The sequence below is a fragment of the Halobacillus sp. ABH2_015 genome, from assembly GCF_056158945.1.
On sequence record NZ_JBSWUG010000002.1, the window covers coordinates 2,058,831 to 2,084,210 of the forward strand.

25 protein-coding genes and 1 pseudogene are annotated in these 25,380 nt (G+C 46.2%); 10 read left to right on the forward strand and 16 right to left on the reverse strand.

The window, feature by feature from the left end; all coding sequences use genetic code 11:
• Positions 1–55: 55 nt before the first annotated feature.
• Together ACXAD6_RS10965 and ACXAD6_RS10970 are read right to left on the reverse strand one after the other, a co-directional pair.
• Positions 56–808, reverse strand: a complete 753-nt coding sequence (locus ACXAD6_RS10965) for a class I SAM-dependent methyltransferase (protein ID WP_474968906.1) — start codon at positions 806–808, stop codon at positions 56–58.
• Complete coding sequence (locus ACXAD6_RS10970) at positions 805–1,254, reverse strand: hypothetical protein (RefSeq protein ID WP_474968907.1); 450 nt, start codon at positions 1,252–1,254, stop codon at positions 805–807. Before ACXAD6_RS10970 ends, ACXAD6_RS10965 begins: the two co-directional genes overlap by 4 nt.
• A gap of 170 nt (positions 1,255–1,424) precedes the next feature.
• Here ACXAD6_RS10970 and ACXAD6_RS10975 point away from each other — a divergent pair, with 170 nt between their 5' ends.
• On the forward strand, positions 1,425–2,324 hold the full coding sequence (locus tag ACXAD6_RS10975; protein WP_474968908.1) for a DMT family transporter: 900 nt from the start codon (positions 1,425–1,427) through the stop codon (positions 2,322–2,324).
• Positions 2,325–2,339: 15 nt separating this feature from the next.
• Positions 2,340–2,936, forward strand: coding sequence for a TetR/AcrR family transcriptional regulator (locus ACXAD6_RS10980; protein ID WP_474968909.1), 597 nt, complete (start codon positions 2,340–2,342; stop codon positions 2,934–2,936).
• A gap of 23 nt (positions 2,937–2,959) precedes the next feature.
• On the opposite strand, the pseudogene ACXAD6_RS10985 reads toward ACXAD6_RS10980, so the two are convergent.
• A pseudogene (locus ACXAD6_RS10985) lies at positions 2,960–3,328 on the reverse strand (DUF817 family protein); the annotation flags it as partial.
• 131 nt (positions 3,329–3,459) lie between these two features.
• Between ACXAD6_RS10985 and ACXAD6_RS10990 the strand changes: the two are divergent.
• A complete protein-coding gene (locus tag ACXAD6_RS10990) occupies positions 3,460–4,575 on the forward strand; it encodes a saccharopine dehydrogenase NADP-binding domain-containing protein (protein ID WP_474968910.1) in 1,116 nt (371 codons plus the stop codon).
• A 71-nt stretch (positions 4,576–4,646) separates the two neighbouring features.
• Positions 4,647–5,399, forward strand: coding sequence for an IclR family transcriptional regulator (locus tag ACXAD6_RS10995; protein WP_474968911.1), 753 nt, complete (start codon positions 4,647–4,649; stop codon positions 5,397–5,399).
• Positions 5,400–5,718: 319 nt separating this feature from the next.
• On the opposite strand, the gene ACXAD6_RS11000 is transcribed toward ACXAD6_RS10995, so the two are convergent.
• From ACXAD6_RS11000 to ACXAD6_RS11025, 6 genes are all read right to left on the reverse strand, one after another.
• Positions 5,719–6,537, reverse strand: a complete 819-nt coding sequence (locus ACXAD6_RS11000) for an MBL fold metallo-hydrolase (RefSeq protein ID WP_474968912.1) — start codon at positions 6,535–6,537, stop codon at positions 5,719–5,721.
• Positions 6,538–7,066: 529 nt separating this feature from the next.
• Positions 7,067–7,291 carry a YqkE family protein gene (locus ACXAD6_RS11005; protein ID WP_474968913.1) on the reverse strand — a complete coding sequence of 75 codons (225 nt, stop codon included), beginning with the start codon at positions 7,289–7,291 and terminating at the stop codon, positions 7,067–7,069.
• Positions 7,288–7,620: an iron-sulfur cluster biosynthesis family protein gene (locus ACXAD6_RS11010; RefSeq protein ID WP_027955490.1), complete on the reverse strand. Its 333-nt coding sequence runs from the start codon at positions 7,618–7,620 to the stop codon at positions 7,288–7,290. Before ACXAD6_RS11010 ends, ACXAD6_RS11005 begins: the two co-directional genes overlap by 4 nt.
• A 62-nt stretch (positions 7,621–7,682) precedes the next feature.
• On the reverse strand, positions 7,683–8,957 hold the full coding sequence (locus ACXAD6_RS11015; RefSeq protein WP_474968914.1) for a Y-family DNA polymerase: 1,275 nt from the start codon (positions 8,955–8,957) through the stop codon (positions 7,683–7,685).
• Between the two features lie 128 nt (positions 8,958–9,085).
• Positions 9,086–9,880, reverse strand: a complete 795-nt coding sequence (locus ACXAD6_RS11020; protein ID WP_474968915.1) for an SDR family NAD(P)-dependent oxidoreductase — start codon at positions 9,878–9,880, stop codon at positions 9,086–9,088.
• A gap of 4 nt (positions 9,881–9,884) precedes the next feature.
• Entirely contained in the window at positions 9,885–10,850 is a 966-nt protein-coding gene (locus ACXAD6_RS11025) for an MBL fold metallo-hydrolase (protein ID WP_474968916.1), read from the reverse strand.
• Positions 10,851–11,066: 216 nt separating this feature from the next.
• Here ACXAD6_RS11025 and ACXAD6_RS11030 point away from each other — a divergent pair, with 216 nt between their 5' ends.
• Complete coding sequence (locus tag ACXAD6_RS11030; RefSeq protein ID WP_474968917.1) at positions 11,067–12,590, forward strand: AbgT family transporter; 1,524 nt, start codon at positions 11,067–11,069, stop codon at positions 12,588–12,590.
• Positions 12,591–12,636: 46 nt separating this feature from the next.
• Here the strand turns inward: ACXAD6_RS11030 and ACXAD6_RS11035 are convergent, their stop codons facing one another.
• On the reverse strand, positions 12,637–14,253 hold the full coding sequence (locus ACXAD6_RS11035; protein WP_474968918.1) for a M20/M25/M40 family metallo-hydrolase: 1,617 nt from the start codon (positions 14,251–14,253) through the stop codon (positions 12,637–12,639).
• A gap of 81 nt (positions 14,254–14,334) precedes the next feature.
• On the opposite strand from ACXAD6_RS11035, the gene ACXAD6_RS11040 reads away from it, so the two are divergent.
• The 5 genes from ACXAD6_RS11040 to ACXAD6_RS11060 all read left to right on the forward strand — a co-directional run bounded on the left by ACXAD6_RS11040 (position 14,335) and on the right by ACXAD6_RS11060 (position 19,673).
• The gene (locus ACXAD6_RS11040; RefSeq protein ID WP_474968919.1) at positions 14,335–15,084 is read left to right on the forward strand and encodes a glycerophosphodiester phosphodiesterase; all 750 of its coding nucleotides are present in this window, start codon (positions 14,335–14,337) and stop codon (positions 15,082–15,084) included.
• Positions 15,084–16,253, forward strand: a complete 1,170-nt coding sequence (locus ACXAD6_RS11045) for a glycosyltransferase family 2 protein (RefSeq protein ID WP_474968920.1) — start codon at positions 15,084–15,086, stop codon at positions 16,251–16,253. Before ACXAD6_RS11040 ends, ACXAD6_RS11045 begins: the two co-directional genes overlap by 1 nt.
• A complete protein-coding gene (gene namA / locus ACXAD6_RS11050; protein ID WP_474968921.1) occupies positions 16,250–17,266 on the forward strand; it encodes an NADPH dehydrogenase NamA in 1,017 nt (338 codons plus the stop codon). Before ACXAD6_RS11045 ends, namA begins: the two co-directional genes overlap by 4 nt.
• Before the next feature lie 106 nt (positions 17,267–17,372).
• Positions 17,373–18,299: a ribonuclease Z gene (gene rnz, locus ACXAD6_RS11055; RefSeq protein ID WP_474968922.1), complete on the forward strand. Its 927-nt coding sequence runs from the start codon at positions 17,373–17,375 to the stop codon at positions 18,297–18,299.
• A 12-nt stretch (positions 18,300–18,311) separates the two neighbouring features.
• Complete coding sequence (locus tag ACXAD6_RS11060; protein ID WP_474968923.1) at positions 18,312–19,673, forward strand: aldehyde dehydrogenase; 1,362 nt, start codon at positions 18,312–18,314, stop codon at positions 19,671–19,673.
• A gap of 213 nt (positions 19,674–19,886) precedes the next feature.
• Here the strand turns inward: ACXAD6_RS11060 and ACXAD6_RS11065 are convergent, their stop codons facing one another.
• From ACXAD6_RS11065 to ACXAD6_RS11090, 6 genes are all read right to left on the reverse strand, one after another.
• On the reverse strand, positions 19,887–21,008 hold the full coding sequence (locus tag ACXAD6_RS11065; protein ID WP_474968924.1) for a DUF2812 domain-containing protein: 1,122 nt from the start codon (positions 21,006–21,008) through the stop codon (positions 19,887–19,889).
• Positions 21,005–21,328: a PadR family transcriptional regulator gene (locus ACXAD6_RS11070; RefSeq protein ID WP_474968925.1), complete on the reverse strand. Its 324-nt coding sequence runs from the start codon at positions 21,326–21,328 to the stop codon at positions 21,005–21,007. Before ACXAD6_RS11070 ends, ACXAD6_RS11065 begins: the two co-directional genes overlap by 4 nt.
• Positions 21,329–22,076: 748 nt before the next feature.
• On the reverse strand, positions 22,077–22,382 hold the full coding sequence (locus ACXAD6_RS11075; protein ID WP_474968926.1) for an inner-membrane translocator: 306 nt from the start codon (positions 22,380–22,382) through the stop codon (positions 22,077–22,079).
• A gap of 238 nt (positions 22,383–22,620) precedes the next feature.
• On the reverse strand, positions 22,621–23,265 hold the full coding sequence (locus ACXAD6_RS11080) for a permease prefix domain 1-containing protein (RefSeq protein WP_474968927.1): 645 nt from the start codon (positions 23,263–23,265) through the stop codon (positions 22,621–22,623).
• Positions 23,265–23,588 (reverse strand): PadR family transcriptional regulator, encoded by a 324-nt coding sequence (locus ACXAD6_RS11085; RefSeq protein WP_474968928.1) that lies wholly within the window; start codon positions 23,586–23,588, stop codon positions 23,265–23,267. Before ACXAD6_RS11085 ends, ACXAD6_RS11080 begins: the two co-directional genes overlap by 1 nt.
• A gap of 426 nt (positions 23,589–24,014) precedes the next feature.
• The gene (locus tag ACXAD6_RS11090) at positions 24,015–25,232 is read right to left on the reverse strand and encodes an MFS transporter (RefSeq protein WP_474968929.1); all 1,218 of its coding nucleotides are present in this window, start codon (positions 25,230–25,232) and stop codon (positions 24,015–24,017) included.
• Positions 25,233–25,380: the final 148 nt, after the last annotated feature.

Sequence of the window (25,380 nt, forward strand, 5' to 3'; positions counted from 1 at the left end):
CAGCTTCCATAAATGGAGCAGGACGGTTTTTATGTGAACACAACCCCCACACCTTTCAGCCTTTCACCGCCCTTGTCGCAACCATTGTCTTTATGTACTTGTCGATTGTCCGCCCGTTTCCAAAATCATCTTCGTAAAAACCGGTAATCATCAGGCCGGCTTCGATCTGTCCTTGAATCTGATCTTCAAGCGTGTGTCCGAACTCTACAGCCTCGTTCTCTTCAAAAGCATCTTCCAGTCCCGAATATGGAATCGCATGAGCCACTTCAAGCTTTCCTTCCTCTTCTTTCTGGTCATCAAACAGGTAAAGAACCGGATTCATAAATCCAGCAATCAACGTACCTTTTCTTTTCAATACCCGGGAAGCTTCTTTCCATACCGGCCGGACATTTTCCACAAATACGTTGGAGACGGGGTGAACAATGATATCAAAGGTTTCATCTTCAAAAACGGACAAGTCAGTCATGTCCCCTTGAACGGTTCTAAGGGAAAGCCCTTCCCTTTCACTTACCTTTCTATCCTGTTCCAATTGGGCCGCCGATAAATCGAAAACTGTGACGTCAGCTCCTGCGGCTGCGAGTACTGGTCCCTGCTGTCCGCCACCAGAAGCCAGACACAGCACTTTCAATGCACTGACAGACTTCGGAAACCAATGTCCTGGGACTTTCCTTCCTGCAGTTACCCCGACTGCCCAATCACCAGCAGAAGCCTTCTGAATGACTTCTGCATCGACCGCTCTCGTATAGCGGACCTGATCCTCGACTTTTCGATCCCAGGCCTTTTCGTTGTGCTTTTGAATATTCGTCATTCGTTTTCCCCCTTTTCTATTGGGTGGGCCTGCCCCCAGTACTTTTCAATTTCCGAGAGCAGAGACTCTTGGTCTTCCGCCGATAAGTAACCCATATAAAGTTCTTTTGAGTGGTCCGATTTCCTTTTTATGATCAAGACGTCCTTTACTTTTGTTATTCTAATGATGTCATCAAATGGAAGGTCGAGATAGCCGCCTCCCAGTCCTCTATGGATCGTTAATCCATCCTTACGCACGACTGTATAGGTACGTGTTTTCATAGTCAGCACATACCAGACCGCTCCCCCACTGATGAGGACGCCTGCAGGGAGCGTATAAAGAAGAGAACGGTCTCCCGTGAGGAGGGCGGTTACCACTGACACAACGCTGCAGACAATGAGGACAAAAGCGGTCCGAGCCGCTTTTGTCTTTCTTAAGGTGCTGCTGTACGTGTAGGCTGCGACCATGTTTTCTCCTCCCCTTTCACTTCCTCCCTGTTCTACGTATCTCCCTCTGCATAAGTTTCGTTCTTTGGAACATTTTTCCCTTTCCACTTTCTCTTGACGGTAAACCGACCGGTATGGTTATATATAAGAAGAATATACCGATCGGTTTACTTTAAGGAGGGTGATGCTTCATGAATAAAAAATTGAACGTACTGGCCGCAACAGGATTTGTAATTATGTGGAGCTCAGGATTTATCGGAGCGAGACTCGGGACCGATGAGGCAGCTTCTATGACGGTGTTGATGTGGCGTTTTATAACGGCTGCTGCTATTTTAGGGATCTGGTGGTTATGGAAGCGGCGCACCCGTTTGAGTCCTAAAAGTGTGATGACTCAGGTGTTGATCGGTCTGCTGGCTCAGGGAGGATACTTATACTGTGTATTCCTTTCCGTTGAACAGGGGGTTTCAGCGGGGACTTCTAATTTAATAACGACGCTGCAGCCTATAGCAGCAGCTCTGCTCGCGGGGCCTGTTCTAAAGGAAGGGACATCCCGTAAACAGTGGATCGGATTATTCACCGGCATCACAGGCGTATTGTTCGTCGTTTACGGTGATCTTGGAAAAGCTTCAGACGTACCGATCTGGGCTTATGGACTGTCATTTGCAGCCATGATTTCCCTTGTCATCGCCACACTATTTGAAAAGACAATCAAACGTCCCTTATCTTTAATGGATGCGCTGCCGATTCAAACAGCCGTAACTGCTGTTTTCTTTACAGCCATTGGGATAGCAACGGACAATGCGGCGTCCCCGGCTACCTTTGATTTCTGGTTCGCAATCGCCTGGGTCGCCGGTTTGTCCACCATTGGAGGATACGGTTTTTACTGGTTGAACTTAAAAATCGGCAGTGTTACAAGAGTCAGCAGTCTCCTTTATTTAACACCACCTGTCACAATGATCTGGGCTTATGTTATGTTTGGAGATACAATTGGTTTCTTAACCATCTCAGGAATGATAATATGTTTTCTAGGCGTATGGGTCATTCAAAAAGCAGAAGCCGGTCCTTGTGAGACCGATCCGTACAAACAATAGATGGAGGTGGCTTGCATGGGTGAAACGACAAAAATGACACCGGCGGCCCGGCGGATTCTGGATACCGCTTCAGAGCTGTTTTATTCCAAAGGCATCCATGCTGTAGGTGTGGAAACCATCGCAAGTGAAGCTGGTGTAACCAAAAAGACCCTGTATGACCGATTCGGTTCTAAGGATCAGCTTATTGTGGCGTACTTGGAAGAGCGGGATCAAAAATGGAGGGAGCACCTGTTCTCCTGCATGGATGAAGTGCCGGACGATCAGCCGCTGGATAAAATCCTGCGTATTTTCGATGCCCTTGAAAACTGGATGAGCACACGGAACAAAAGAGGGTGCGCCTTCGTAAATGCCCTGGCTGAGCTTTCTGAAGAAACCCATCCAGGCCGGAAGGTTATTATGGAAGAGAAAAAGTGGTTGAAGGAATTGTTCTCCTCCCTTTTGGAACAACTGCAGATGGAAAATCCTGGTCCTATAGCAGAACAATTATTTATTCTTCACGAAGGGTTAATGGTGACCTATTCCCTTGATATTTATGAACGAGGGACCACAGGAGCAAAAGAAACGGCACACATGCTCATTCAATCCGCAGACTATAAAAAAGAGGAAGCCTGATATCAGGCTTCCTCTTTTTTTGCTCATACAGCCTCTGTTTCCTTCTCCTCACCTGTTCCTGAACGCTTTTCCTTCACATGCTTCAAGAGAGCAACAATAAGAAAACTGACAATCACAAGCAGCAGCCAGGAGCTGATCTTCCCCACATGAACAAGCGTCCAGGCGTCCTGCTGGCCGGGATACTGCCACGCACCGAAAAATGTTGCAATGTTTTCAGCAATCCAGATAAAAAAACCGATCAGGACAAAGGACAGAACGAGCGGCATTGAATATTCCCGCCCCTGAACAATATAAGTTACCCGTGTCCGAATAAACAGGAGAACGACAAGGGATGCGAGCCACCAACGGATATCAATCCAGAAGTGATGAAAGAAGAAATTGAGGTAAACCGCCTGATAAACAATAAATTTTTATTCATATTCGATACTTTACTCTATACGGGCTAAGTTCTCCGTTGACCCCTTCACTTTTTTCTGCGTATAATAACAAAAAAGGGACACTGTCCCAAAATGGAGGTTTTTCGATGAATAAAGTGTTGTTGATTGGAACTGGTGAAGTTGGCAGTCATATTTTGGAATTTATCGTTCGTGATCCTAAATGCCCGGAGCTGGTTGTTTGTGATATTAATGAGGAAGACGGCAGGAAGAAAGTGCATAACGCCTTAAGCGGAGCGGCCGTCAGCCGCCTGTACCCTGAAGTTACGTTCAAAAGGCTGGACGTAACCAATGTCCAAGAAACAGCTGATCTCATTGACAGGGAGCAGCCAGACGTCATCATCAACTGCGCGGTTCTCCAGACGTGGCATACCATCCGTAAGCTTCCTAAGGAAGTCTATGAAAGGTTGAGCGCAGCCAGTCTCGGTGCATGGCTTCCATGCCAGCTCGCCCTTGCCTACCACCTTATGCTGGCCGTACGGCAATCCTCTGTTTCCCCGCATGTGATTAATACAGCTTTATCCGACCTGGTCAATCCTGCCCTTGGGAAACTCGGACTTGCCCCTACTATCGGTATCGGGAATGTGGATGTAATTGAACCTTCTGTAAAACTTTCAGTTGCTGAAAGCCTTCATGTACCGGCAGATGCCGTAACGATCTACCTGGTCATCCATCATCAATGGTGGGTCTATCCAAGAGAAGCCGGCTATCAGAAAGCCCCGCATTATATGAAAATTATGGTGCATGACCAAGATGTTACGAACCAGTTTGATACTGAACAGCTGCTGTGGGACGCCATCAAACAGTATCCGGAGGGCACAGCATTCACAACCGTTTCCGCAAGCTCCACCATTAAAAATATGTTTGCCCTCCTCCAGCCAGCTAAGTTGCTTACACACTCCCCCTCTCCACAAGGGCTGCCCGGCGGGTATCCTGTCTATTTGAGCCGGGAAGGGGCTGAACCCGTCCTCCCGGAAGGATTGACGCTGGAAGAAGCCGTTCAGATCAATGAAGCTTCTGCCAAGCTGGATGGGATTGATCACATCAGCGAAGATGGGACCATTTATTATTCGGACTATACCCATCAGATTTTGAAGGAAATGCTTCATTTCGATCATGCCAGCTTCAGACCGGAAGACAGCCTCCAGCTCGCAAAAGAAATGATGAGCAGCTACCAAACGCTCGCTGCCCGTTACCAGTCTTAAAAGCCCCACCCACCAAAAAGACGTGGTATGATAGAGGGAAAATGCGTTTGTTACGTAAAGGAGGTCATGCGATGCCTTCGCGTATTGCAGCCATTGATAATGCGATTGACATATTAATGGTTCTCAGCCAGAACAAAGAAAAGAGCATCCGGGAGCTCGGGGTCCAGCTTGATATCTCTAAAAGCACGCTGCACCGGACGCTTCAGACATTGGAATCCCGGGGATTTGTTAAACAGGACAGTGTTACACAAAAATACTCTCTTGGTTATCAAATCCTCGAACTCAGTGTTCAATTAAAGGCTCATCACGAATTAAGAAATGCAGCCGTTCCCCATATGGTGGATCTGCGTGACCGGCTGGGGGAAACGGTGCAGCTGGCTGTTATGGAAAATGATCAGCTTCTGATCATCGAGGCGGTCGAAGGAACGAAGGAACTAAGGTTTTTCTCCAAAGCAGGCCAAACCCTCCCTGTCACCTATGGTAATTTCGGAAAAGTATTCCTGGCTTTTATGGATATCAAAAAACGGGAGCATTATTTAGCCGGCCAGCCACTGGAGAAATATGGATCCCGTTCCATTATCGATCAAGGGGAATATATAAAGCAGCTGGAACACGTAAAGGAAGAACGGCTCTCCAAAAGCGTGGATGACCCGATTGATGGATCGATCAGCATGGCCGTACCGATTTTCAGCAAAACTGAAACCGCCGCAGCCCTCTCCATCGTCGGTGCAAAAACCGATCAGCTCCTGGCTGATCAGGAAAAATGGGAGAAACTCCTTAAAAAAGCAGGAGAAGCTGTATCAAACGAACTCTCCAAAACATAACAAAAAGACCGCTGCCCCGCAGCGGTCTTTTTGTAGATGAACCTCATATTCCCCTATCTTCTCCAGGAACTTAAAAACTCTCCCGGACCCTTTCGTTTCATTTTTTCCCACCGTCACTTGGGAAGGTCGTGAGAAGCGTTCGTTGGGGACGCCGGCGGGAACAGCACGGGCCGAGGATCCACTTCGGCAGGTGTTCTTCCTCTCCAAGTCAGCGGAGGCCGTGCCCGCCGCAAGCATCCACCGCTAAGCGGAACGCGACCATACACATGTCTTGCGAAAAGTAGTATTTTCCGGACACAATGAATCCGGCCTTTGTCTGTTAAACGTCGGTTCCCACCTTTCTCACACGGGCTTTCACGTCAGCGACAATGGAGGTAATGATGTGAAAGGAATCCCATTCTCCATCAGAATAAGAAATAATCGGATACTCCTTCGGGAACAGCTTCTTTTGAATGTCATGATTGGACAGTCCGGATTCGTGAAGGTGCTTAATTTCTGCATAGAGGTGCTGGAGATGGTCCAGTTTCTCTTCCAGGCGGCGGCGCCCATCTTCTATATAACCGGCATGACCACAAAACATCGGTCCAAAATCGTAAGTGAGCACCTTTTGTATGGAGTTCATAATCTGCGGGATGGACTCCTCCCGCATGATTACCTTTGTCTTCGGCCGTACGTACAAATCTCCTGAAAATAACAGGCCACGATCTTTGTTGAACAGGGAAACGTGATCTACCGCATGGCCCGGCGTTTCAATCACTTCCCAGTCCAATTGACGGGAGGAAAGCCGAGACGGGTACGGGACAGGATGAAAGGCTTCCCGAAGCCCCCACGTCTTCCTTCGGTATTCCGGGTAAGGAGCAAATTCCTTACACGTATCGATGCCGGATGGGTGAACATAGATCGGAGAACGGTGGTGCTGTTCCAGCCACGCCGCAGTCCCTGTATGATCTTCGTGGTTATGCGTCAGAGCCGTCACATCTATCGGTATGCGTTCATAAAACGAAATGAGTTCATCTTCAAAATGACGGGTGCCCGTATCTACAATCATACCGTCCACGTAATACGCATAGACGCTGCCCATATGAGAGACGACCATTTCCACACATGTGACCTGCTCTTTTTCAAAGACTTGAAACATAGGATTCACTCCTTTTTAGATTCTTTCCCTATTGTAACATGAATGAATAATCATTCACTATATAATAAATTCATCAAAAAATAAATAGTCCGTGTCGTAGAAGTGGTTATTTCTAAAGTGGTTGCACTGCCTCCTTTTTCGCAGGAATCACCGGGTCCCTGATCCGTTTGGAAAAACATGCGTTTTCTAGTGACTCCAAAGGAGCGATCACCAATACTTGATCATGGATAGGATTTTCCCCGCGCAAGCGGCAGTGACGCATCTTGTACTGTTTTTTGAAACGGCGAAGGAGCTATGCCAACCTTTCTCTATCATCATAGCGTAAAGCTCCACAGGCACCGGCACGAGGAGCGTTCGGTGGTGACGCCTGCGGGAACAGCACGAGCCGAAGATCCACTTGGTCCAATGGTTTTCTTGACCAAGTGGATCTTCGGCTCGTGCCCTCTCAACATGACATACGGACGACTCTAACTGGATAAGACAAACTTTTTCTACAGACTGAAAAAATAAGCACCCCTTAGTGGAGTGCTTATTTTTTGAAAGTTTTCCAATCGAGTTCACTCTCATTAAGAAGCTCTTCAAAACTCTTATTGGCTTCTCTGCGCTTTCTTTCTTCCATCCGGCGCTGCTTTTCCTGTTCTTCCCGTTCTGCTGCCTGCTGTTTCCATTCATTCTGCTTCGACTTGAGTTTGGATAAAACATCGGCGTTCAGCTGGGAGCCCAGCGAGCCTTCTTCCAGTTTCTTTTTACTCATATCGTCGCTCCTTCTTTCACGTCTTTGATCGGGATGATCGGATTCAAGATACCATCAGGGCTGGAAAGGCGGAAAGTGCCACGGACAAAATCAAGCTTCATCTCCTTTTTGAAGAAAATGGCCTGCTGGTTGTCAATAATGACCGGATAATCTTCATTTTCCACTTTCTCATCCGTCGTCCGCTCTTCATGCTCCAGACGAAGGGTCGGGAGTCCGTTCACTCCACAGCCGCACCCTTCAGTATCATAAAAAAGGCGGAGAAGCGGCCGGCCGGCCTCCTGTATCTGCTCGAGCTGTTGTTTAGCTTCATCTGTGATGCGTAGTTTCATCTTTCATCCCTCCTGTCCTTCTATTGTAAAAAATCCTTTAACAAAGAACAATCGTTTTGATTTTATTCGGCATAATGTCCGCCAACTAGACGGCTGCGGTGTCGAGCTGTGCCGGCGTCCGTCCAGGAAACCGCCCGGAGCAGCATATCCTGGCCGAACCGTTCACGAATCTCATCCATGACATATCCGAGGTCACGTTTTTTATCCTTTCCTTGATCAAACAAGTCCAGCTGAACACTGGCATCCTCCGTAATACTGCCAAGCGAAATGGATAGGCGGCGGACGACTCCCCCGTTGTAAAAGCGGTGAAACAAAGTGAGGCAGGCATGATAAATATCCATCGTAATGCTTGTCGGCTGATTGATGGATACAGACCGGTGAAAGCCGCTGCCATCTTCCCTTTTACTGTAGCCGATACCGAGCGAAATCGTCCGGCCCGCATGGCCCTTGCGGCGCGCACGACGGGCCACCTCCTCACACATCTCCAGGATAACGTACTTCACTTCCTCAGGATCCGGATAATCCCTGAGGAGAATCTGACTTTTTCCATAACTCACCTGGCCATGGATAATCGGAGCTCCCGGATCGGATAAGTCCACCCCATTCGCATGGTAATAAAGTTGATTCCCCATCACACCAAACGCCTTCTCCAGTCGTTCCAGCGGAAATTTTGCCAGCTGGCCGACTGACCAGATGCCCATCCGGTTCAACCTATGCTCCATCCGCGGGCCGATCCCCCACATCTCAGACAAAGGGGCGACGGGCCACAATTTCTCCTGAAAGTTCTCAAACGTCCACCGCGCTATGCCCTTCTTTTTCGCTTCCAGATCAAGACACAGTTTGGATAACAGCATATTCGGTCCGATTCCGATGGCGGCATCCAAATGGAAGGTTTCCTTCAATTCATCAATAATCATCTGTGCCGTCTCATCCGGACGGCCGAATTTCCCTTTGTTCCCTCCAACTTCCAAAAAGCTTTCATCGACACTGTACGTATGGATGTTCTCTTTAGGAACGAATTTATGAAAGAGGTGCGTGACTTGCGTAGACACCTCCAAATATTTCCTCATTTGAGCGGACACAATCACAATATCCGGTGACGATGGTATTTCAAACAGACGGCTCCCCGTACGGATGCCGTATTTCTGTTTCATGGCCGGTGTCGCAGCCAAAACAACGCTCCCTCTCCGGTTCATATCCGCAACGACCGCCAGGGAACAAGTTAAAGGATCAAGCCCGCGGTCAATCGCTGCACAGCTGGCGTAAAAACTTTTCATATCCACACAGAGGATGCCACGATCCGGATAGCGGGTGTAATCAATATTCGGATTGCTCATGTCCCTTCTCCTTTCGTTTTTACTACTATTATGCGAATATATGTTCGTGTTTGCAAGTTCCAATTCCTGTAATCCTGTCTTGAAATATAAAAAAACCCCCGGCCAGCAGGCCCGGAGGTTGGATATCCTTATTTTTTCTTAAACTGTTTATGCATGATTTTTTCGACCGCTGAGGGAGCTACCGCGTATACTTTACTTCCTGAATTCATCCAGGAAGGCAGGTTGATCTCCCGCTGTTTCGTGAATAAGCGGCTGATGACGACTCTTGCCACCTTATTCGGATCCAGCATCATCTTATCCACGGCTTTTTCATAATTCCCACTCGGGTCCGCCTGCTTAAAAAAGTTTGTCCGGACAGGACCGAGGTTGACGCTCGTTACATGAAGGCCGAGCGGCTCTACTTCCATCCTTAATGCGTTGGTAAACCCAAGCACGGCATGTTTCGTAGCGGCGTAAACAGCGGATTTCGGCGTCGCCATCTTCCCAGCCTGGGAGGCGATATTCACAATATGCCCTTCCCCGTTCTGAAGCAGGTGGGGCAGCAGTTGATGAGTTGCGCGGAACAATGACGTCACATTGACTGACACCATCCGGTCAATATCCTGCCAGTTTGAATCGGCTACATAATCGAACACCGCCACCCCTGCATTGTTAATCAATGCATCGACAGACCCCTGTTCATAGCAGATTTTGTCAATGGTGTCTTTCCATTCTGCATCATTGGACAGATCGGCTTTATACCACGGACAGGATGTGCCGAAAGTGCTTTCGATGGTTTCACTCATCAGTTCCAGTTTATCCTCTGACCTGGCCGTCAAAATCGGAACAGCACCTTCTGATGCTGCATGGATGGCAAGAAACTGTCCGATTCCGCTGGAGGCCCCGGTAATCAGGATCTTTTTTCCCTTTAAACGTTCATTCATATGATCACCCGTTCATTTCGTAAAATTTCTCCCCTTCTATGATAGAGGTTTTCAGCCGATTTATCGACTCCAAATAATCCAGCTGTCCTACGGTCTCCGACATCGTCAGCCCAAGCTGGGATTCTACATGCTTGGGAAACAGACGCTCACATACGTCATAGGCACGCTGCGGTCCGTCCTTAAACATGCGGAAAACTTTTTCCGCCCGCTGCTCCTGCTTTGTCAGACGGGTTTGTATAAGAGCATTCACATCACCGAACACCTTCCCATGGCCCGGATAAACCGTGTTCATGTTCAAAGGAAGCAGTTTCTTCATGGAAGCCCGGTACTGAAGAAGAGGCTTCGGCCGTCCTTCTCCCGGACTGTAGGCAGGCTCCAGTAAAGGGTTGGAGGAAATATGGGCAAGAAGATGATCTCCCCCGATCAAGGCACCGTCGTCTTTCCGGAAAAAGGACAGGTGGTTCTGGGCATGCCCAGGGGTTTCAAGCACCTCCCATTCGTCATGGCCGGGGAGGATACAGCCTTCTTCCAGGAGGTGCGTCATTTTCCCTTCTGCCGTCCATTTCAGCGGTTTTTTCAGCCCTTTCAATAGAGAATCAAAGCGCTCCGGGACACCCGATTCCTTATACATCCACTTAAAAAATGATTCGTACCGTTCAAAGAAGCTGTCATCCCTCTCCAGCCACGGCTTCAATTTAGGATGACCTGCGATCGTCTGGACACGTGAAAAACGATCCACCCAACCCATATGGTCAGGATGATGATGTGTAAGGATCACCTGCTCAATATCCTCAGGCCTGTACCCTGTCATTTTCAACTGATCGACAAGCGCGTTCCAAGCATCTTCTGTACGGACACCGGCATCCACAAGGGTAAGGCGGTCCCCTTTCAACAGGTACGTATGGACATCTCCCACCGCATAGGGCGTAGGCATTGTGATTTGAGTAATTGTATCTTTCAATGTTTTCATACCCTTCCTCCAAACTGAATGAACATTCATTTCTTATATTGTACCATGTTTCTTTTCGGATTTCCCGCATACGGATGTTTAAATATCCTATAATTCGTAATACTCTTTCTAGTAGCACTTTTTCAAACACCCTTCAAAAAAGTCTTACAATTCTTTATACTTTAACGCGTCTATGTAAAAGAAAGAACTTTTTGAAAAGCTGTAAGGAGGAGAATCATGGAAAAACAGGAGAAAAAAGGGCTGACAATGCGCCTGCTTGACGGCGTGGAACGTGTCGGGAACAAACTTCCCCACCCTGTTACATTGTTTGCTGTTTTTGCACTGCTGGTCATCATTGCTTCATGGATTGCTTCCACAGCAGGTGTTGAAGTGGAAGATCCCGCTTCAGGTGAAACCCTGCAGGTGGTGAATCTGCTTTCCAGTGAAGGTATTAAATATATGTTTGAAAGCATGGTTGAAAACTTTGTAGGATTCGCACCACTTGGAACCGTGTTGGTCACGATGCTGGGTATCGGGATTGCTGAGAGATCCGGATTGATCAGTGCGATGCTCCGGGGTCTCGTTACTTCCGTGCCACGCTCATTAATGACTGCTTCCCTCGTTTTCGGAGGAATTATGTCCAGTATGGCCGCAGACGCCGGGTATGTCGTCTTGACGCCCCTCGGTGCCGTACTGTTTGCCGGCCTCGGCCGACATCCGCTTGCTGGACTTGCAGCTGCTTTTGCCGGTGTATCCGCCGGATTCAGTGCCAACCTGCTGCTGACCGCTCTGGATCCACTGCTTGGTGATTTAACGATCCAGGCAGCTGCTACCATCGATCCGGAGTATGCGGATGCGATTTTGTATACGATGAACTATTACTTCATGATTGCCTCTGTGTTTGTATTAACGATTGTCGGTACCATTGTGACAGATAAAATCGTTGAGCCGCGTCTTGGCACCTATAAGGGCGGCGTGAAGGAAGAAGTCAACTACTTAACAGCCATTGAGAAAAAAGGAATGACAGGTGCACTGATCGGTTTCATCGTGACCATCGCTCTCATGGCTCTGCTTGTTGTACCGGAGTGGGGACCGCTGCGTGATCCGGATGATTTTCTTGCGTCTCCATTTTTCCACAGTCTCGTTCCTGTTATATTGATTCTGTTCTTTGTCCCAGGATTTATTTATGGAAAAGTGACGAAGGAAATTAAAAACGATAAGGATGTCGCCGGGCAGATGTCCGATACGATGGCTTCCATGGGCATGTACATCGTCCTTGCCTTTACGGCAGGACAGTTCGTTGCCTACTTCAACCATACCAACCTTGGTAAAGTGATTGCCGTCAGTGGCGCGGAATTCCTCGATAACCTTGGCTTTACAGGCATCGGCCTGATCATCGCCTTCATTTTTGTGGCCGGATTCATCAACTTATTTATCGGAAGCTCTTCCGCTAAATGGGCCATTATGGCGCCGGTCTTCGTGCCACTTATGATGCAGCTCGGATATTCACCGGAACTGACAACCCTTGCCTACCGGATTGCCGATTCTACGACCAACGTCATCTCACCGTTGATGCCGTACTTTGCGATTGTGATTGCTTTTGCACAAAAATATGATAAAAAAGTGGGCATTGGTACACTGATTTCCGCTATGCTCCCTTATTCCATTGCCTTCTTCATCATCTGGATGATTATGCTCCTCATCTGGATGATGACAGGTCTTCCCATCGGCCCTGGTGCCGGATTTGAATACAATGGATAATCAAAAAGCCTGGAATGATTTTCATTCCAGGCTTTTCTTATGTGCTTCACGCTTTAAATAGTTCGTGAATCGTTTCGGTTACGATTTTTGGAAGCTTTTCAAAACTGTAGGTCAACTCAAGCCGCTCCGTCCACTGGTGAGGATCCCTACCCAGAGGGCCTACGTTAATAATCGGCATTGTGATCGATTCCATGTCTTCCGCCGGCCATTCAAACCCATTTCCGTGAATCGGCATCTGTTTCGTCAAATCCGTCAGGGACGAGCGGGCGGACGTCGGGCCGATGAAGCTCAAATCTGACAACCCTGTAAAGTACTCCACTACTTCAAGTTCTTCTCCATAATGTGTACGGGCATAATCCATAGCTGTCTGCGCTCCATGCTGGATCATTGGATCGTGGTGCGAGGAAACCGCCGGGTAAAACGGTGGACTGTAAAAAAGAACAATCATCGGACTGATATCCTTACACAGGGAAGCGAGACTCTGCACGAGAGTCGTTGAGAAATCACGATCTCCCTGATCACGCAGTTTCACAAGCCGGTTCTGCCGACGTTCCACTTCCATCTCCCCATACCTTTCGACCGCTTCTTTGTAAAGCTGGTCATACGTAAGAATCGTGATATCCGGATGAAAGGCTGACGTCTGGGTGCCTTCCAAATAATACGATGCCTGATGATGATAATGGTTGATGATCTTGGCTTTTGCACGTTGGGCGGCCAGTAGCAGCTTCTCATTCAATTCCTTGATCGTCTGCTTCATATACAGGACGTTGTACATGGCCACAGCTGCCTGCGGGGTCTGTACGGAATATTCAAATTTCAAGTCCCGCTGCATCAAACTGATCGGCGGCGGTGTCCGCTCTTCCCCGACCTTTTCGATAAAGGCTTCATTCAGCTCCATTTCCTGAGCCAGATAGCTGACCATTAAATTGGCATTCAGACCGCCGAAGGGCTCCCCTGCATGGGTTTCCTTCCCGTAACACAGGAAACCGGGCAGCGCTTTCCCTATGGAACCGGTATATAAATAGTAGGCCGGATCACCCGGATACTTACTGAACATCGGCTCACCGTTCAAAGCGGTCTTATACACGAGATTTTCTTTTTCTTTGATTTCCCTCAAGGCCGGAAGTGCTGCCAGCATCCCCTCAGAGTTCACTTCCTCATCAGGAACCGCAATGAGCAGTAGATTTCCTTCAAATTCACCATTCATCGCCTTTTCCAAAAGAGACAAATGAACAGTTAGACCAGCTTTCATATCCATCGTCCCCCGCCCGAAGAGCCAGTTTCCGGATTCCAAGTCCTTCAACGCTTCTTTTGGCAGGTCGCTGCTGTTTTTATGTAGTTCCTGCGTTAACTCCCGTGGATAGAACGCCAGATTCTGATACGATCCGTAATCTTCGACACCAACGACATCCACATGGGCAAGCAGGACGATGGTTTCCTCCGCTTCTCCATTTTTTACAAGCGCAGTGAGAAGCTGTCGTCCATCATCAAGAGGATGCCGTTTAAGATGATCGGGATGCTTTTTATAATAATCCCTGTCCTCCAAAATATAATATAAGTATTCAATGATGGCGATCTCTTCATCGCTGTTCGTAATACTCGGATACTCCACCAGCGAGCAGAGCAGATCCGTCAATTGTTCTTTCGTCTGCCATACCTTCATCACTCCACACTCCTTGTTGACTTTTCACAGAATATCAAACACAATCAGACTCATAAAGCCCACTTGGAAGAGGTGACCCCCTTGGTAAAAACACTCGTTTATGCCCACAGAGGAGCAAGTAAACTGGCTCCGGAAAACACCATGCCCGCTTTTGAGCTGGCTCGTCAGGCTGGCGCAGAGGGAATTGAAACGGACGTCCAGCTGACGAAAGACCAGGTTCCCGTGCTCATTCATGATGAAAACCTGAGACGTACGACGAACGGAACCGGGTTCGTACAAGATTATACATATGCGGAACTCCGGCTTCTTGATGCTGGAAGCTGGTTTTCGCCGGAATTTTCTGATACATCCATTGTATCACTAGACGAGTTCCTTCGCTGGTTTCGTGACCAGCCGATGTTCCTGAATGTGGAATTAAAAACGAATGTCATTGAATACAAGAATATTGAACGCATCGTCTACGATTCCTTAAAGCGGTATCACGTCCTGGAACGGACCGTCATATCAAGCTTCAATTCGGATTCTATCGAACGGATGAAAGAAATCAATCCTTCCGTGGAGACAGCCTTTCTCACCTCTACAAAAATGAGGCGGCTTCCTCACTATGCGAAATCCCTGCAGGCTGACGCCCTTCATGTGAAACACCGACTGTTGGACAAACGCCTCGTTAAACAGGCGGCGAAGGAAAAACTGGCCCTGCGGATCTATACCGTCAATCGACCGGCCATGATGAAAAAATGCTACAAGCTTGGAGTCAACGGCATTTTCACCGATGTGCCCCACCTTGCTCTTGAATACAGGGAGCTGCACCATAAACGGAGTGGCCGATAATGCTGTTCTGGATCTACGTGCTGGCAGCAGTTGTATGGGTCGTTCTACTTGTTGATTTTACGACAGGGATACGGAACATCCCCTCCCTGTCTTCAGCCGGCCTTTCACATTCAGATCCGGTCGCGGACATTTCCATTATCATCGCTGCTAAAGACGAGGAAAAAGCAATCATCCAAACATTGGACTCCCTTGTTCAACAAACCCTCCCTCCTGATGAAATCATCGTTGTCAATGACCGTTCTACCGACAAGACGGGCACATGGATTGATGAGGCAGCTGCCCGTCACCCGCAGATTATCCCTGTCCACGTGACGGATCTCCCGGAAGGCTGGCTCGGTAAAAATCACGCCCTTCACCTGGGAGCCTCCAAGGCCGGAGGAGACTATCTATTATTTACAGATGCGGATATCCATTTTCACGAGGATACCCTCCGATATGCCGTGAAGCTGATAGAAAAACACCAGCTCGACTATGTAACAGCCGCTCCTGATCTCAAGGCCGGTTCGTTCCTTTTAAAAGGTTTAATCTCTTTTTTCTTATTCGGGTTCAGTTACTTGAAACGGCCGTGGACCGCAAATGATCCGGGGTCAACTAAAGGGATGGGTATTGGTGCCTTCCAGTTCATGAAAGCTGAGGCGTATGAACATATCGGCGGTCATGAAAAAATGAAAATGCGGGCGGACGATGATCTGGCTCTTGGTCAGCGGATGAAAGCCGCACGCTGCTCTCAAATGTTCGTTTCCGCTACCCAGCACCTCTCTGTTGAATGGTATCCAGATCTCCCTTCCGCCCTGAAAGGGTTTGAGAAAAACGCCTTTGCCGGACTGAACTACTCATTTCTGCTTTCCATTTCTGCTTTATTTGGTGTCTTTCTATCCCAGGTCCTTCCTTTTTTCCTTTTGTTTCATCCCGATTCCTCCGTGCAGATGATTAGCTTCATCAATGTCCTTTTGTTATTTTATTTATATATCTTATCGACCCGGGCGTTTACAACGTATCCACTGTGGCTTGCTTCTGTCCTTCCGCTGTCCGCTGTTCTGTTTCTCTACATGCTGGCACGGGCCCTCATCCTGACATGGTTCAGAGGCGGCATTGAGTGGCGGGGAAGCCGGTATTCGCTGCGTGAACTGAAACAGAATTTCCGGGACACCAAGGAGGAGTCTGAATGAAACATCGATTATTCCAACCCTGCACGATAAAAAACGTCACGTTAAAAAACCGGATCGTTATGTCTCCCATGTGTATGTATTCCTCACACGAACAGGACGGAAGAGTCCAGCCCTTCCACCTCGCCCACTACGAAAGCCGCGCTGCCGGTCAGGCGGGTCTTGTAATGATTGAAGCCACCTCCGTTCTACCGGAAGGAAGGATTTCCCACGAGGACCTCGGCATCTGGGAGGATGACCAAATCAAAGGATTGAAGAAAATCAATGATGGCATTCACCGTCATGGAGCTGCCTCCGCCATACAGCTTGCGCATGCCGGACGTAAAGCGAATCTCAAGGGAGAGATTTTCGCTCCCAGCGCAAAAGCATTCAACTCTTCGATGAAAGAACCTGTGGAAATGTCCAAGGAAAAAATTGAATCAGCCATCGAAGCTTTCCGCAAAAGTGCCGGACGTGCAGAAAAAGCCGGATTCGATATCATCGAACTCCACGCCGCCCATGGCTACTTGATCAACCAGTTCTTGTCCCCGCTCACCAACTTCCGGACGGACCAATACGGAGGCAGCCGCGAGAGCCGGTACCTCTTTCTTCGTAAAGTCATTGAAGCCGTCAAGGAAGTGTGGTCCGGTCCATTGTTTGTACGGATATCCGGTGAAGAATATCATGAGGATGGGAATACCATGGATGACTTTCTTTATTTCTCCTCCGAGATGAAGACGCAGGGAGTGGATCTCATCGATGTCAGCTCCGGGGGCGTCGTCCCTGCATCCATCGAGCCTCACCCGGGTTATCAGGTGACATTTGCTGAACAGATCAAGCACGGGGCGGATATCGCGGCAGGAGCCGTCGGTTTAATTACCAGCGGGATACAGGCAGAGGAAATTCTGCAGAACGAACGGGCCGACTTGATCTTCATCGCCCGCGCCTTTTTAAGGAACCCTTACTGGCCGAAACAGGCTGCTGATGATCTTGGTTATTCATTAGAAGGACCAAGGCCGTATACAAGAGCCTGGTAAAGGATGCACCTCAACTGCCGGATCCAAGTCCGGCAGTTTTTTGTACCATATGAAGTGAGTTCTCCTTCCGCGGATGGTATCATGGAGAAAGTAGGAGTGTGTTGCTATGGAACTATTTTTTCTAGGGACAGGATCCGGAGTCCCATCAAAAGAGCGGAATGTTTCTTCGCTCGTTTTACGAATGCTCGAAGAACGGGGAACGACATGGGTCTTTGACTGCGGGGAAGGCACCCAGCAGCAGATCCTGAATACAACGATAAGGCCCCGCAGAATCGAAGCTATTTTCATTACCCACCTGCACGGCGACCATATATACGGGCTGCCCGGTTTATTAAGCAGCCGGTCCTTCCAGGGCGGCGAGAGTCCTGTAACCGTTTACGGCCCTCGCGGATTAAAAGAATACATTGATATCAGCTTGAGATTAAGCGGAACACACCTGCGCTACCCTCTGTATGTCGAAGAGGTTGAAGAGGGGCTGTTGTTTGAGGATAAACAATTTATTGTTGAAGCTGTCCGTCTGGAGCATGGGCTTGAGAGCTTTGGATATCTCCTAAAGGAAAAGGACCAGCTCGGTGAACTCCTCCCATCAAAGCTGCAGGAGCTTGGTATCCAGCCAGGCCCTCTTTATCAGCAGATTAAAAGCCGGCCGGAAACAGAGCTGGAGGATGGACGAATCATTCGACGGAACGATGTCACCGGTCCCCCTAAAAAAGGAAGGAAAGTGGCCATTCTTGGTGATACCCGCTGTCTCCCGGAGCTCGCCGGCCCCTTGAAAGGCTTTGATGTCCTCGTTCATGAAGCAACGTTTGCCGGTGATCAGGAGGAAATGGCCTTTAATTATTTCCACTCCACCGTGAAACAGGCCGCCTCCCTCGCTAAAGAAGCCGGCGTGCGTGAGCTGATTCTCAACCACATCTCATCCAGGTACCAGGGGACAGCCGTCCAGCAGCTGCTGGATGAAGCCAGGGAAATTTTCCCGAATACGACCATTTCCAAAGATTTTTACCAGCATTATATTTCCAGAAATCATTGAGGAGGCCCCAGGATGCATACCATTGTACAAGCACAAAAATCATGGTTCCAGGAAGGTCACACGAGAAGCTACACCTTTCGCAGGGAGCAGCTGCAGAAGATGAAACAGATGCTCACTACCTTTGAAAAACCGATTTTGAATGCATTAAAATTTGATTTGAACAAATCCGAATATGAAGCCTATGCCTCAGAGATTGCTTTTCTGAAGAGTGAAATCGACCATCATCTTAAACAGTTGAAAAACTGGATGCAGCCGACAAAGGTTAAAGCGCCTCTCACACATACCGGTTCAAAAAACTACATCAAAAAAGAGCCATTCGGAACCGTCCTTGTCATTGCCCCGTGGAATTATCCGATTCAGCTGGCCCTCGCCCCGGTGATCGGTGCCGTTGCGGCCGGAAATACGGTCATCCTTAAACCCTCCGAACTGACACCGACCGTTTCCTGGGTATTGAAAAAGATGGTGGAGCAGTACTTCCCTTCCTCCTATATCGCTGTTGTGGAAGGGGATAAGGACGTGACGCAGGAGCTGCTCGACCAGCCTCTGGACTACATCTTCTTCACAGGCAGTGTTCCGGTTGGGAAAATCATCATGGAAAAAGCGAGCCAACGGTTGATTCCAGTCACCCTCGAACTTGGCGGGAAGAGTCCAACCATCGTCCATAAAGATGCGTCTGTAGACCTTGCTGCCAAACGGATTGTCTGGGGGAAATTCACCAATGCCGGGCAGACCTGCATTGCTCCGGACTATTTGTACGTCCATCATGAAGTGAAGGCTGACCTGATCCGATCGATGAAGAAGTACATCCAGGAGTTCTACGGAGAACATCCTCTCAAAAACCCGGACTATACGAAAATCGTGAATGCCTCCCACTTTGAGAGACTTTCCAATTATCTAACGTCCGGTACGACCGTTGTCGGGGGATCTGTCGATGAACGCCAGGAGAAAATCGCTCCCACCATCCTCGATCAGGTGACTTGGGCTGATCCTGTGATGCAGGATGAGATTTTCGGACCGATTCTGCCGGTCCTCACCTATGATGAACTGGATGAGGTGGTTGAACAGATCAACGAACGTCCAAAACCACTGGCCCTTTATTACTTCGGAGAAAATGAAATCGAACAGCAGCAGGTACTCAACCGCATTTCATTCGGTGGAGGCTGTATCAATGACACCCTTTACCATATTATCAACCCTCACCTCCCCTTCGGGGGCGTTGGTGAAAGCGGCATGGGTCATTACCACGGCCAGGCCAGCTTTGACACGTTCACCCATCAGAAGAGCATTACAAAACAAACCACTAAATTCGATCAAAGCTTCCGTTATCCCGGTTCATCCCTTGGACTGGCTATCATGAAGCGGATCTTCGGTTAATTAAAAGACTCTGTTAAATTTTAGAGTTGATATTCCTAGAAAAAAGGAACTTCCAATCTTGTGGAAGTTCCTTTTTTACAATTGGCTTATTGAACTAAAGCACCCAATAATTTAAAAATTGATTTCAAGATAAATGAAGGTTGAATAAAACCTAACCATTCAATATTCAAGTCACACGAGCCTTATTAAGGAAGTGTGTAAGCATTCTTTCCATCACTGTATCGTCTTCCTAACTCGGCTATAATACAATAATGAACGAACAAAAAAATAACCGAATTCGATGACGATGATGGTTTGCACAACTACCACCCAAAAGGTCGAATCAAGAATTTCCCCCTGAAAAATCCCATTGATATTCATTGTGATTAACCATATATAGAGAATCACCAAAGGTAAAAATCTTCCCCCCTGCCACAGAGTAACACGCTTGGCATGCTTTAACTTGTGATGGGGGTCAGTGTACAGTTGGGGTCTTTCCTCATCATGAGTGTACATTTTCGCCCATAATGTCCAAGACATAAACAGAGAAGAAGAATGAAACAATTGACTCCACCCTTGATCGCTATGCATATAAAAATAGTCCGATTCAATCGTTTTTTGAAAATCAGCCGCATAGCTTACCATTCTAGGTTCTCCTTCACTGAAGGAAAACCTAAGCCCCCATCTACTGACTTTTTCTAACTGATATCCTTTTTGTTCCATACACTCCAGCCATTTTTCTAAACGGTCAGGAGCAAACACCCAGTCTAAACGCCATTTCGTAAACTTGATAAGGCTTGAGTTCCGATCTGTAGAAGATGATGGATCTACTTTCAGTTTTTTCAACCCTTTATGTAACGTGAGTGTTGAATAAGGAATTACGGTCCAAAGCGTCAGTCCTACAGTAATAGTTATTGCCCAATAAGGACTGGGAACGAACGTCGCTGATCCACCACCTAAAAGTACTGTGAGAGTCAGCATTCCAGCCATTCCGGCTGCGATAAGCATATAAATGAAAACCGCCATGTAAGTATAGTAATGAACTTTGTTCCTTGAGGCCATGTTATCCCTTATAGGCTCCTTGTTCGCAGCACCCTCATGGCAGATCATTCTCCAACGACCTTCTTTCGCAACCGATTTCCAGCCTGCCTCAACTAAAGCCTGTGGGAAGTGGTCAACCTTCTCATATTGAAGTCTATAGACACAGGTTTTAGGGTCCTCTCTTTTAAAATAGAACTTTCTTGTCCACCGATTGAGTCCAGTCAAAAAAAGCCCTTCGCTTGCTTTCTTTTCCAGCCATTGTTCCGTTTTAATCGGATCGTAACTCCAAAAGGGTCGAAAAATCGATGTGGTCATAAAAACTCCCCCTTATATCTGACTGCATTATTGTAGAGTTCATTAAGTCTTTCTATCTCCATTCTCATGATCTTTTTACCGTCTTCTGTAACTTCATATACTTTCTTCCGCTCACCATCTGCATACTTGACGATCAAACCATCGCGTTGCATCTTCGTCAATGTTCCATACACAGTCCCCGAACCTAAACTTATTCTCCCTTGTGTCAGATTTTCAACGTGTTTAATAATGCCATAGCCATGGCGGGGTTCAGTTAATGCAAGCAAAATGTAGAAAGCCGTTTCAGTCATAGGTATGTAAGTTTTTTCTGGCTTTTTCATTAATTAATCCCCTTTTTCCATTTTTAAGTATGTCACACTACGACTGTATCACACTGTGACATAAAGCGCGAGAATTTTTGGACATAAACTTTAAAGATATCTAACCATCTAAATTTCACAATTTTTCCACCCTACAGGAAATCCCCCCTTTTTAAAAGGCATATTAAAAATGACTTTGTTAAAGTTTAGTGTAATATTACTAGAAAAAAAGGAACTCCCAAATTTGTGGAAGTTCCTTTTTTTACAATTGGCTTAATGAACTAAATCTCTCGTTAGTTGAAGACTCAATTTCAAGAGGACCTTACATTTTTCCTTTTGAAAACGGAGGATGTTTGGTAAAAACAAATAAAATGAATAACCCTATAGTAGAAAAAAATATGAGGTAATAACACCAAATCCACTCATAGTAAAGGTTTTTAAAATAGACCAAGCTGTAGCTATACTTACAATAAAGGCAGGTATATAATAGTTGATATTTTTATCGTTCTTAACTTTTACCGATAAGTATAAGACTTGTAAAAGCAGAAACGTTAAGAGTATCACCTTTATGGATAATTTTCTGAAAATTAAAAGGGGGGGCAATCATCTGTTTCAGAACTGCACCCGTTCTTGTAAGAATCGGTTTCGAGAAAATTTGCAGGAATTCTTAACTAACGAACCTTTTGATGCTTTAAATAATTTACATTATTTAACACTTATTCAAAATTTACTTCCACATCTCGTGTTACATCCGTGACTTGGGGTTTTCTTATACTGGAGTATTCTTTTTAGTAAAAAGTTTTCCGATGACCATTAAAAGACCTATAAAAACATATATTAATCCATTAGCTACGATAACAAGGCCGACAACAGCTGACATTATGGCTCCTCCTTGTCCGGCATTACCGAGACCAACCAGTATTGCACCAACGGCAAAGCCAAAACCAACGCCCAGAACTGCTAAAAGAATCCCAGAACACCAGAGGGGGAACTGCTCACTCTTTTGCCATTTTACTATGAATATGTTCGCAGGGATTAACAATGCCCCAAGCAATAAATAGATTAAAACATCCATACAATTCCTCCTTAAAATGTCTCTAAGTCTAATATAAGCTAAACAGAAGTATCATAACCAATCCCCATGGTAAAGAAGGCAAGAGGCAAAACAATCATTTCTATGAACAGAGGGATACTCGAATCTTCTTTTTTGATGTTTTAGATCATCCAGTAACAGCTTCCCGCAACCATCACAACAGCTAACACATTCAGCATCATGCAGTCCACCGTATTTTTCAATAGATTCCACAGGATGCTTATTTGATTACATTTCTTTTCACTTTGTTATCCCCCAGAAAAAGACCATTAAATAGCTGCCTTGCCGAAACATACACCAAGGCCCCAATCGCAACGGCGTATAAATCCAACCATAGCCCATCCTGATACCGTTCAGGCTGGGTAAACAGCATCGATGTTTGAAGCCCACTAATCATCAACGACGGTACCATAAAAAACACCCAAGGGTTTACTATCCACTTCCACTTGATTTCACCTTCCAAAGAACTATGCATCACTTCACCAGCCCCAGCGAGAGAGGCAATATAAAATATAAACATCCAAACACTATACAAGTCCATCCCATTATCAAACTCTGGATGATAGTGCTCCATGGAAAAGTAAGATATCACACTCAGACCTGCTACGGTTAACACAACAGACCACGTGAAACGAACCAGTTTATAGGTTGGAAAAAAGAACCTCTTGAACTCTTGATTCAGTTTGCCCTCATCGCCAAAGGATCCAATTGCCAGACGCACAGCTTCTTCTTCTGAATGCCCTTGGATGAGAAGCTCTTTCATATGTTCCTGGAGGTGTCCGACCATCTCTTCTCTTAATTCTTCCTTCTCCTCATCAGGTAGGTTCTTGGTGATTTCCTCTACATACTTCTCCATCTCCTTCATCAAAAATCCCCCGCAGTATTTTTAATTAATGAATTGATCTGCTTCCAATCCTTAAGTTTTCCCGTCAATACAGTACGTCCTGTTTCGGTAATGGAATAATACTTCCTCCGCCCGCCAGCTGATTCCGTACTCCAATACGACGTCACACATTCCTTTTTCTCAAGCCTCTTCAAAGCCGGGTAAAGGGTCCCTTCATTCATGTGGTAGGCACCCTCACTCAGTGCCCTGAGCTTCTTCGTCATTTCGTACCCATAGCAATCTGCCTGCCCCAGAATCGAAAGCAACAAGATTTCAATGCTCCCCTTCATCAACTCTTTGTCCATTGCGTTACCTCCAAGTAGTAGTAATTACATTGTATAACTACTTACATCGTAAAACAAGGTAATTAAACCTAAATTATTCCAAAAAAATGACCCCTACCCCTGTATAGGGTGGATACAATTATTAAATAACTTTTACGAAAAGTAGATTTATCGGTGTATTGACCAATTGCCCTCAAATCATCAAAAAGGAAGCAATTCTTATGTTAAAGAATTGCCCCCATTTCTTTAAGACTCGAATTCAAGATATTTTTAACTAATCAAAACAAATTTTAGTATTTAAACTGTCCTATCATAATGAACCTTCATAGGGCTTATTTGATTGGTATATAATTCGGCGAAACAATGTGAAATAAAACAATAATGTGGGGTTCAAATATTGATAAGCGAAAAGACTACACCATTGAATAGTGCAGTCTTTTCTTTGGCTTAAGTTTCATAAGTGCTATAAGTTGCTGGAAAACTTTGTTTTGAAAACGCAAGATAAACAGCAGCTAGTGCTAGTAAGGTTCCCGAAAATAAAAAGACATTTTGTACGCCAAAAACGTCTGCCATTCCACCTAACAATAAAGAAGCAATACCAAACGTTAATGAAGTTAATGCTCCTTGGGCTCCATAAATTTTTGGCAAGTCATCGGAAGATGCCTCATTTTGAAGATAAGTTTCCATAGTTATGGACTTAATTTGCTCAACTATGCCATATAGTACAGATAAAAGTAAGGACACCCAGGCGATGCTATTATAACCAAAAAGCAGAGTTACGGCGCTAACACCGAACGAAGTAAAGATCATCAATTTTTTTAAGTTCTTCTCAATGATCGAGGAGTACTGCGTGCAAAACAAACCACCAATGAGAAGGCCTATAAAGAAAGTTGTATTAATATAGCCCCACCATGCTTCCCCTTTCTGAAGAACCTCAGAAACAAAGACATAAATGATGGCGGCAATCCATACCACATTCGCTATGGATTCAATAAAGATCACCACATGTATTTTTCTAAACACAGGTGTGTGCCAAATGATTTTCCAACCTTCTTTTAAAACTGCCCCGATAGGATACTTTTCCTTTGGAAGATGAAACTCTGTTGAATCTCGAATCAGCATCATCAAGCCAGAGGATATGATAAACAAAAAAAACGTTAGCCAAATAACGATCTGACCGCCGATCCAGGCTACCAGAATGCCTCCTAAAGCCCATCCACCAAGTTGAATGATTTGTGATATAACGGAGAAGAAACTATTCGCTTTTACAATTTCCTCCTTATGCACTAACCTGGGAAGCATCGCACGGCTAGCAGGTGCTGCCCATCCATCGAGAAAGGCGATTATGAAAATAAATAAAAGGATAATCATTATGGAACCGTGAGATTGTACTGTGATCAAAGACGCTAAAACAAACAAGAAAAAGGTTTTACTACTTTGTGATCCAGATAAAAGTGTTTTTAATGGGTATTTATTAAACAATAATGGTGAAAGATACCCACTGATAAACCGTCCAAATGTATTAATAAATGGGAGCAAAGCTAAGTAAAAAGCTGACTGTGAAACTGTGTACATAATAGAGATTAAGCTGACGATATAAAACACATCACCAAGATTGGCCATTGCTTGCCCAATCCATAAAAACCGAAAGGATGAAGATTTCATTTTTTACTACCCCTTTTTTATCGTTTTTGTAATCGATGAAAAAAGGGCGTATTTACATTGGGATTGAACCTCCTTAATTAACTTTTTACCAAATCATTCTGTACGTTCAAAGCAATCCAATCAATACTGCTATAACTTTAAAAATATA

What these genes read in the sequence shown, in the direction of transcription:
- ACXAD6_RS10965 (WP_474968906.1), bottom strand. Translation starts at nt 808, where the DNA reads ATGACGAATATTCAAAAGCACAACGAAAAGGCCTGGGATCGAAAAGTC.
- ACXAD6_RS10970 (WP_474968907.1), bottom strand. Translation starts at nt 1,254, where the DNA reads ATGGTCGCAGCCTACACGTACAGCAGCACCTTAAGAAAGACAAAAGCG.
- ACXAD6_RS10975 (WP_474968908.1), top strand. Translation starts at nt 1,425, where the DNA reads ATGAATAAAAAATTGAACGTACTGGCCGCAACAGGATTTGTAATTATG.
- ACXAD6_RS10980 (WP_474968909.1), top strand. Translation starts at nt 2,340, where the DNA reads ATGGGTGAAACGACAAAAATGACACCGGCGGCCCGGCGGATTCTGGAT.
- ACXAD6_RS10990 (WP_474968910.1), top strand. Translation starts at nt 3,460, where the DNA reads ATGAATAAAGTGTTGTTGATTGGAACTGGTGAAGTTGGCAGTCATATT.
- ACXAD6_RS10995 (WP_474968911.1), top strand. Translation starts at nt 4,647, where the DNA reads ATGCCTTCGCGTATTGCAGCCATTGATAATGCGATTGACATATTAATG.
- ACXAD6_RS11000 (WP_474968912.1), bottom strand. Translation starts at nt 6,537, where the DNA reads ATGTTTCAAGTCTTTGAAAAAGAGCAGGTCACATGTGTGGAAATGGTC.
- ACXAD6_RS11005 (WP_474968913.1), bottom strand. Translation starts at nt 7,291, where the DNA reads ATGAGTAAAAAGAAACTGGAAGAAGGCTCGCTGGGCTCCCAGCTGAAC.
- ACXAD6_RS11010 (WP_027955490.1), bottom strand. Translation starts at nt 7,620, where the DNA reads ATGAAACTACGCATCACAGATGAAGCTAAACAACAGCTCGAGCAGATA.
- ACXAD6_RS11015 (WP_474968914.1), bottom strand. Translation starts at nt 8,957, where the DNA reads ATGAGCAATCCGAATATTGATTACACCCGCTATCCGGATCGTGGCATC.
- ACXAD6_RS11020 (WP_474968915.1), bottom strand. Translation starts at nt 9,880, where the DNA reads ATGAATGAACGTTTAAAGGGAAAAAAGATCCTGATTACCGGGGCCTCC.
- ACXAD6_RS11025 (WP_474968916.1), bottom strand. Translation starts at nt 10,850, where the DNA reads ATGAAAACATTGAAAGATACAATTACTCAAATCACAATGCCTACGCCC.
- ACXAD6_RS11030 (WP_474968917.1), top strand. Translation starts at nt 11,067, where the DNA reads ATGGAAAAACAGGAGAAAAAAGGGCTGACAATGCGCCTGCTTGACGGC.
- ACXAD6_RS11035 (WP_474968918.1), bottom strand. Translation starts at nt 14,253, where the DNA reads ATGAAGGTATGGCAGACGAAAGAACAATTGACGGATCTGCTCTGCTCG.
- ACXAD6_RS11045 (WP_474968920.1), top strand. Translation starts at nt 15,084, where the DNA reads ATGCTGTTCTGGATCTACGTGCTGGCAGCAGTTGTATGGGTCGTTCTA.
- namA (WP_474968921.1), top strand. Translation starts at nt 16,250, where the DNA reads ATGAAACATCGATTATTCCAACCCTGCACGATAAAAAACGTCACGTTA.
- rnz (WP_474968922.1), top strand. Translation starts at nt 17,373, where the DNA reads ATGGAACTATTTTTTCTAGGGACAGGATCCGGAGTCCCATCAAAAGAG.
- ACXAD6_RS11060 (WP_474968923.1), top strand. Translation starts at nt 18,312, where the DNA reads ATGCATACCATTGTACAAGCACAAAAATCATGGTTCCAGGAAGGTCAC.
- ACXAD6_RS11065 (WP_474968924.1), bottom strand. Translation starts at nt 21,008, where the DNA reads ATGACCACATCGATTTTTCGACCCTTTTGGAGTTACGATCCGATTAAA.
- ACXAD6_RS11070 (WP_474968925.1), bottom strand. Translation starts at nt 21,328, where the DNA reads ATGAAAAAGCCAGAAAAAACTTACATACCTATGACTGAAACGGCTTTC.
- ACXAD6_RS11075 (WP_474968926.1), bottom strand. Translation starts at nt 22,382, where the DNA reads ATGGATGTTTTAATCTATTTATTGCTTGGGGCATTGTTAATCCCTGCG.
- ACXAD6_RS11080 (WP_474968927.1), bottom strand. Translation starts at nt 23,265, where the DNA reads ATGAAGGAGATGGAGAAGTATGTAGAGGAAATCACCAAGAACCTACCT.
- ACXAD6_RS11085 (WP_474968928.1), bottom strand. Translation starts at nt 23,588, where the DNA reads ATGGACAAAGAGTTGATGAAGGGGAGCATTGAAATCTTGTTGCTTTCG.
- ACXAD6_RS11090 (WP_474968929.1), bottom strand. Translation starts at nt 25,232, where the DNA reads ATGAAATCTTCATCCTTTCGGTTTTTATGGATTGGGCAAGCAATGGCC.